Genomic DNA, 6322 nt, shown 5'->3' with positions numbered 1-6322 from the left:
GGCTGCACGAACGCGGGGTCGCGCTGATCGGCGCCGACACCCCTCAGGACGTTCAGCCGTCGGGGTACGAAGGCGTGTTGATGCCGGTGCACGCCGTGAGCCTCGTCGCGATGGGTCTGTGGATGCTCGACAACTGCGACCTGGAGGCGTGCGCGGCGACGGCCGCCGAACTCGGCCAGTGGGACTTCCACCTCGCCGTCGCGCCGGTCCGCTTCGCCGGTACGTCCGGCAGCCCGGTCAACCCGATCGCGACCTTCTGACCGCGGTGCACGCCGCCCTGGCCGAGCAGCTGCGCACCGCCGGCATCGGGCTGGAGTTCCTCACCGGCGAGCTGCAGGGCTCCCACGACCCGGCCGGCGTCGTGTTCACCGTGCTGGCTGCGTTGCCCGGGATGGAACGCGAGTACATCCGCGAGCGCACCCTGGAAGGCCACGAATCGGCCCGCAGCCGAGGCAAGGCCATCGGCGGCGCCGCCGTCACCGACGACGCCATGCTTTCCATGGCCCTGCACCTGCGCGAGCAGAACCTCAGCCTGCGCGACATCGCCGCCCGGCTCGTCATCACCAAAGGCAAGAAGAAGGGCCGGCACCCGTCCCCGGCCACAGTCCTACGGATGCTGCGCGAACACGACACCAACGCGGCAGCGGCGCCTGCCATGGGCTGACTCGCCTCACCTGCTGCCCTTCCGCCGATGTGGAGCCGGTTGCAGCGCTGAGCCGAGCGTGCCGCCGGGAATGATCCTCCCGTTCGCGGCCAGTTGCACCGCGGTGGCCGCCGCCTGCAGCATCGCTTCCTGACGCGATGGGCTCAGCCGCTCGTACGGCCGCCAGAAGGACATGCCAGCCCGGAACGGCAGATCCGCGGCGTCCCAGATCTGGTGCAGGAGGGCGGCCGAGTCGGGGCCAGCCCGGGAGTCCACCATGCTGACCTCCACCAACAGCGTACGCAGCAGCCGCAGCCATTCCCCGACGTGCACCGTGCGCGAGGGCAGCATGACGCTCCCAGTGGCGATGCCCTCGACGGTGAGCCGGTCCAGCGCGGCGACGGCGTCCGGGACAGGGCGAGGGGTCATCGACTCGCCGTAGCGGTGGGCCCGGCGAACGTCGTGAAGGTTCTCCAGGCGGCAGCCGTGCTCCGCGCAGCTGGCCATGAGGGGGAGCGCGGGAGCGAGCGCCTGTACTGGCAGGTGCGGGACGGGCTGGCCTACTCGGAGGACGTGCGGTTGGTGGCGCGGCCATGGCGGGAGGCAGGGAGGGCAGAGCTGACGACGCGAGCCGTGGAGGAGCAGCTGGATGCCTATGTCACCGCCCTGATGGACGGGCCGGGCTGAGTCGAGGCACACCGCCGCTGCCTCGATCGCCGCCACGGGAAGTGCCCGGTAATTAGCCGGTAAGTGGCCTGGCCACGCACATGTCCGTAGGCGAGAATCAGGCCGCATGACCCGCATCTTGGAGGTGCAGATGGACGCGTCCGCGTACCTGAACGCTGTTGTCGAGCAGACGAGGACGTTCGCCGATTGGGTGGACGGCAGGGATGCGACGACCCCGGTGCCGACATGCCCGAAATGGACGCTGGCCGATCTGGTCGACCATGTCGGCGCGACGCAACGTATGGTGGCCATGCTCGTGGGTGAGCAGATGACCGAACCGAGCAAGGCATATGCCGGCTACGTTCCGGGTCCGACCGATTCGGCCCAATGGCGCGCCTGGCTCACCGACGCCGCAGCCCAAGCGAAGCGAGCGTTCGACTCGGCCACCGACGACACACACGTGTGGGACCCATCCGGCGCCGCCGCAGGCGTCCCGTTCTGGTCACGCCGCCTGTTCGGCGAAGCTTGCGTCCACCGCGCGGACGCTGCCGCAGCACTCGGCAAACGATACGAACTAGCACCGGAACTCGCCGTTGCAGCCACCGAAGACTGGCTGGACACCATGACCTCCCCCGGCTACTGGGAGAACAGGCCAGGCTTCGCCGAAGCCATGCGTGGCAACGGCCAAACCCTGCACTTCCACGCCACTGACGCCCCCGGGGAATGGCTGGCACGCCGAGAGCCGGACAAGATCGCCCTGGAGCACACGCATACCAAGGCGGACGTCACGGTAGACGGCCCAGCCACCGAACTCCTGCTCGTACTCAGCAGACGCCGCCCGCTGAATGCGGCTACCGAACTGGAAGTGCACGGCGATCGGGCACTGTTCGACCACTGGATCGGACACATGGACTGGGTCACCGACTGACCCGCGCTCGGACGACCTTCCGGTGCTCCACCGGCTCCGGTCCCTCGCGTGCCCTGGTCCGGCAGGTCGACGTGCGTGCCCACGGCGGATTCATCGTGGCGCCGGGTACCCGCACCTCCGACGTCAGCTACACCGCCGTGGGGGAGTGCCGTGAGCCGGCGCTCCTGCCTGGCTGGGTGCCTGCCTGCCTGGCTGCCTGCCTGGCTGGCTGGCTGACGCAGGACCTCACCCGCGCCGGCCACGCGCCCTCGCCGGTCGGCGCAGGCGTCACGCGTCCCACCGCGCCGGTACCGCCCCGCGCCGGTCAAGCCGTCATCCGGGTCGGCGGCGGCCACAGTTCCGCCGAACGGCTGGCTGGCCGAAGCCGGAACGTGCGCCAGCGTCCCGCAGGGCGGCGGCTTCACCGCGAAACTCAACCGAGCGGCTTACACGCCCGGAGGCCTGGTCGCAGGAGGATACCTGTCCGTGCACGACGCCGAGACCCTGCTGGCCACCGCCGCCCACCACGCGCGTACTGGACAAGCCGCCGCGCCGCCGTCCCCAGTCACCAACGACGGACTGCTGCCGGAGTCGGCCGACCTGCGCCGCCACAAGCCGCCACAAGCCGCCACAAGCCGTCACAAGCCGTCACAAGCCGCCACTAGAAGAGAGCACTGTCGACCGCTGGTATCCATGCCATGCCCGTGCAAGCCGAAGCGGCGCCCGGCATGGCACTCGACGCCGCCATGGTCGACGCCGACCCCTACGTCCTGTGCACGCCGGCCGGAGTGGCCGACCTGCGCACCGGTGCCCGCCCCGGACCGGAGCCGGCAAGAACGGCAGATCCGTTCTGCTGGAGGTCATGCTCCAACTACTCGGTGATCATGCCGATGCGGCCCCGCCCCGGTTTCTTGATGGCCAAGGCCTGCAACGAGCACCCCACTGACCTGTCCGAGCTCCACGGTCGCCGTGTCATCGCCTGCTCCGAGCTCAAGCCGGGCGACCGCTTCGACGAGGCGCCCGTCAAGCTACTCACCGGCGGAGACAAGATCAAGGCAAGGCGGATGCGCCACGACTGCTTCGGCTCCGACCCGAGCCACCCACCGCCGGAGCAGTCTGTCCCGAAGGGCGCCGCGTGCACGCCGTAGAGGTGGATTGCAGCAAGTCTTCCCGTCCGTCCCGTCGGCTGGCAGTCTGTTCGCCATGACGGCGGCCCCACCAGGACGATCACTGGTCTGCCTGATCGGGGGAGCGGGAGAAGGACGTCTGTGTCACTGCAAGCACGCGCCAATGGACAGAACGACCCTCCGGCGCAGAAAGCGGCGTTGGGTACGTTGCTGCGCGTCTGGCGCGAGCGGGCGCTGCTGACCCAGCGCCAGCTGGCCGATCTGGCGGGCCTTCACGAGCGGACCGTGCGGCGGCTGGAGGCGGGCACGCTACGACGGCCGCACCTGTCGTCGTTGCGCTTGCTGGCCGGGGCGCTCGACCTGGACGCCGCGGAACTGTCGGCTCTGATCAGAGAGGCGGGTCCTGATCCGCAGCGTCCGCGTGAGACGCCCGTGTGGGTGGTGCCGCGGCAGTTGCCTCCCGACGTGGCGGCGTTCGTGGGCCGCACCCGGGAACTGGCATCCCTGGACGAGGTCCGCAACGAGGGCACGGCGCTGATCACCGCGATCGACGGGATGGGGGGCGTCGGGAAAACCGCCCTGGCGGTGCGCTGGGCGCATCGGGTGGCCGATCGGTTCCCCGATGGGCAGTTGTACATCAACCTCCAGGGGTACGCGCCAGGCCCGCCGCTCCCCGCGACGCAGGCGCTGGCCAGGCTGCTGCGCGGTCTGGGCATCCCGGCCGACCAGGTCCCGGCGGAGGTGGAGGAGGCCACGGGCCTGTACCGCTCCCTGCTGGCCGACAAGCGGGTGCTGGTGCTGCTGGACAACGCCCACAGCGCCGAGCAGATCCGCCCGCTGCTGCCCGGCGGGTCCGAGTGCATGGCGGTGGTGACCAGCCGCGACCGGCTGACCGGGCTGGCCGCCACCCACGGCGTCCACCGGCTGACGCTCGGACTGCTCGACCCCGACGAGGCGGCGGCGCTGCTGAGGCACACCATCGGGCACGAGCGAGGGGCGGCCGAACCCGAGCCGGTGACCGCGCTGGCGCGCATGTGTGGCTACCTGCCACTGGCCATGCGCATCGCCGCGGCCAACCTGGCGGGACGTCCGGACAGGTCCATCGCGCAGTACCTGGCCGAGCTGCAGGACGAGGACCCGTTGGACGCTCTGACGGTCGCTCATGATCCCCACGTCGCAGTCCGGGTCGCCTTCGACCACTCCTACCACCGCCTGGCCCCCGACCGCCAACGGTTGTACCGGCTGCTGGGGCTGGTCCCAGGCCCGGACGTCGGCGTCGCGGGCGCCGCGGCCCTGGCCGGTATCGAGGTCGCCGACGCGCGAGGGGCGCTGGCCGAACTGGTCGAGGCCCACCTGGCGCAGCCGCAGGCCCGCGACCGGTACGGCATGCACGACCTGCTGAAGGCGTACGCACGCGGGCGCGCGTACCTGCACGACGGCGAGGAGGCGTGCGAAGCGGCCCTGGAACGGCTCCTCGACTGGTATGTGGCCGGCGCCGACGCGGCCGCTGCGCTGTTGTTCCCGGAGGCGATGCGGCTGCCCCTCCCGCCAGGGGCCGCCACCCCCGCATCGACGGCGTTCGCCGGCCTGCCGGAGGCCGCGGCGTGGCTGGTGGACGAGCTGCCCAACCTGGTCGCCGCCAGCCGGTACGCCGCCGGCCACGGCCCCCACCCGGCCGCCTGGCGCATGGCCGACGCGCTGCGCGAGTACTTCTGGCAGCGGCGTCCGATGGTGGAATGGCAGCTGATCGCCCAGGCCGGCCTCGACGCCGCCACGACGGCCGGCGACGCGCGCGCCCAGGTCACCGGTCACCTCAGCCTCGGCCAGGCCGAACGGGCCGCCGGTCGCCCTCGCTCGGCCCGGCTGCATCTGGCCGAGGCCCTGACCCTGGCCCGGCAGGTCGGCTGGACCGAGGGCCAGGCCGCCGCCCTGAGCTGCCAGGGGACCGTGGCCCTGCTGTCGGGCGACCTCCGGCAGGCCGCGGACGACCTGACCCAGGCGGTGAGGTTGTACCGCCATAGTGGATGGCTGGGCGGGCAGGCCGACAGCCTGCTGGACCTCAGCCTGGTCGAACGGGAGCTCGGCGAGTTGTACGAGGCCGTCGTCCATCTCCATCAGGCGCTCGACCTGTACCGGCAGACCGGCTCACGTGTCGCGGAGACGATCGTGCTGGGCGCGCTGGGCGAGGTCGACCACGATCGGGGCCGGCTGGAGTCCGCCCACCGGCACCTCACCGACGCGGCGCGGCTCTACCAGGAGCTGGGCGCGCGATTCGGCGAGGCCTACTTCCTGCGCTCCCTCGCCGCGATCAAGTGCGACACCGGCGACATCCAGGAGGCGCTGACCACGGCGCGAGAGGCGCTGCGGCTGGCCGGCGAGATCCGCGACCCCTACACCGAGGCCAGGACCCGCATCGTCCTGGCCAGGGTGCACCTGCGTCTCGGCCATACCCGGGACGCCGCTGACCAGTACGGGCGGGCCCTGGCGCTGGCCCAGCAGACCTGCAGCCCCACGACCGAGGCCGGCGCGCGGCTGGGGCTGGCCGACGTCAGTCTCGCGCTCGACCAGCCCGACCGCGCTCTCGGCAGCGCCCGGGACGCGCTGGGCATCGCCGCCGCGGCCGGCATGCGCATCCTGCAGGGTTACGCCCACATCACGCTGGCCGCCGCCCACCACCGGCTCGGCCACCTCGACCCGGCGCTCAGCCACGCCCAGCAGGCGCTGGACCTGCACCGGCAGAGCGGGTGCAGCCTGGGCGCCGCCCGTGCCCTGCGGGTGCTGGGCTGCGCGCTGCGCGACACCGGCGACCTTCCGGCGGCCGAGCGCCGCTGGCAGGAAGCCCTGGACCGGTTGGCCGACATCGGCAGCCCAGAAGCCGACGAGATCCGCGCACTGCTGAACACCTGAGCCCGCCGCCGTCCTCGCAGCCAGGCGGGCAGGGACTCCGGCGGACATCCCGTCGTCCCTGCCCGCCTCCTC

Annotated in this window: 7 protein-coding genes and 1 pseudogene; 7 read left to right on the top strand and 1 reads right to left on the bottom strand. The window is 71.9% G+C overall.

Annotated elements, in window-relative coordinates:
* Window positions 1–260, top strand: a pseudogene (locus tag E1292_RS24530) (cyclase family protein); the annotation flags it as partial.
* Between the two features lie 5 nt (window positions 261–265).
* Window positions 266–664, top strand: coding sequence for a recombinase family protein (locus E1292_RS24525; protein ID WP_246090302.1), 399 nt, complete (start codon window positions 266–268; stop codon window positions 662–664).
* A 6-nt stretch (window positions 665–670) separates the two neighbouring features.
* On the opposite strand, the gene E1292_RS24520 is transcribed toward E1292_RS24525, so the two are convergent.
* Complete coding sequence (locus E1292_RS24520) at window positions 671–1072, bottom strand: hypothetical protein (protein ID WP_132597555.1); 402 nt, start codon at window positions 1070–1072, stop codon at window positions 671–673.
* 57 nt (window positions 1073–1129) lie between these two features.
* On the opposite strand from E1292_RS24520, the gene E1292_RS24515 reads away from it, so the two are divergent.
* The 5 genes from E1292_RS24515 (at window position 1130) to E1292_RS24495 (ending at window position 6250) form a co-directional block, all read left to right on the top strand.
* The gene (locus E1292_RS24515; RefSeq protein ID WP_220447045.1) at window positions 1130–1330 is read left to right on the top strand and encodes a hypothetical protein; all 201 of its coding nucleotides are present in this window, start codon (window positions 1130–1132) and stop codon (window positions 1328–1330) included.
* 106 nt (window positions 1331–1436) lie between these two features.
* Entirely contained in the window at window positions 1437–2237 is an 801-nt protein-coding gene (locus E1292_RS54005) for a maleylpyruvate isomerase family mycothiol-dependent enzyme (protein WP_132597554.1), read from the top strand.
* Window positions 2204–2881, top strand: coding sequence for a bifunctional DNA primase/polymerase (locus E1292_RS55860; RefSeq protein ID WP_132597561.1), 678 nt, complete (start codon window positions 2204–2206; stop codon window positions 2879–2881). Before E1292_RS54005 ends, E1292_RS55860 begins: the two co-directional genes overlap by 34 nt.
* A gap of 9 nt (window positions 2882–2890) precedes the next feature.
* Window positions 2891–3364, top strand: a complete 474-nt coding sequence (locus tag E1292_RS24500; RefSeq protein ID WP_342775688.1) for a hypothetical protein — start codon at window positions 2891–2893, stop codon at window positions 3362–3364.
* A gap of 177 nt (window positions 3365–3541) precedes the next feature.
* Window positions 3542–6250 (top strand): ATP-binding protein, encoded by a 2709-nt coding sequence (locus E1292_RS24495; protein ID WP_132597553.1) that lies wholly within the window; start codon window positions 3542–3544, stop codon window positions 6248–6250.
* Window positions 6251–6322: the final 72 nt, after the last annotated feature.

Source organism: Nonomuraea deserti, from assembly GCF_004348685.1.
In the GTDB taxonomy this organism is placed as follows: Bacteria; Actinomycetota; Actinomycetes; order Streptosporangiales; family Streptosporangiaceae; genus Nonomuraea; species Nonomuraea deserti.
This window is presented reverse-complemented; position numbering and strand designations above follow the sequence as displayed.

Excerpts from the sequence above, each read along its gene's own strand:
- E1292_RS24520 (WP_132597555.1), bottom strand. The coding sequence starts at position 1,072 with ATGACCCCTCGCCCTGTCCCGGACGCCGTCGCCGCGCTGGACCGGCTC.
- E1292_RS54005 (WP_132597554.1), top strand. The coding sequence starts at position 1,437 with ATGACCCGCATCTTGGAGGTGCAGATGGACGCGTCCGCGTACCTGAAC.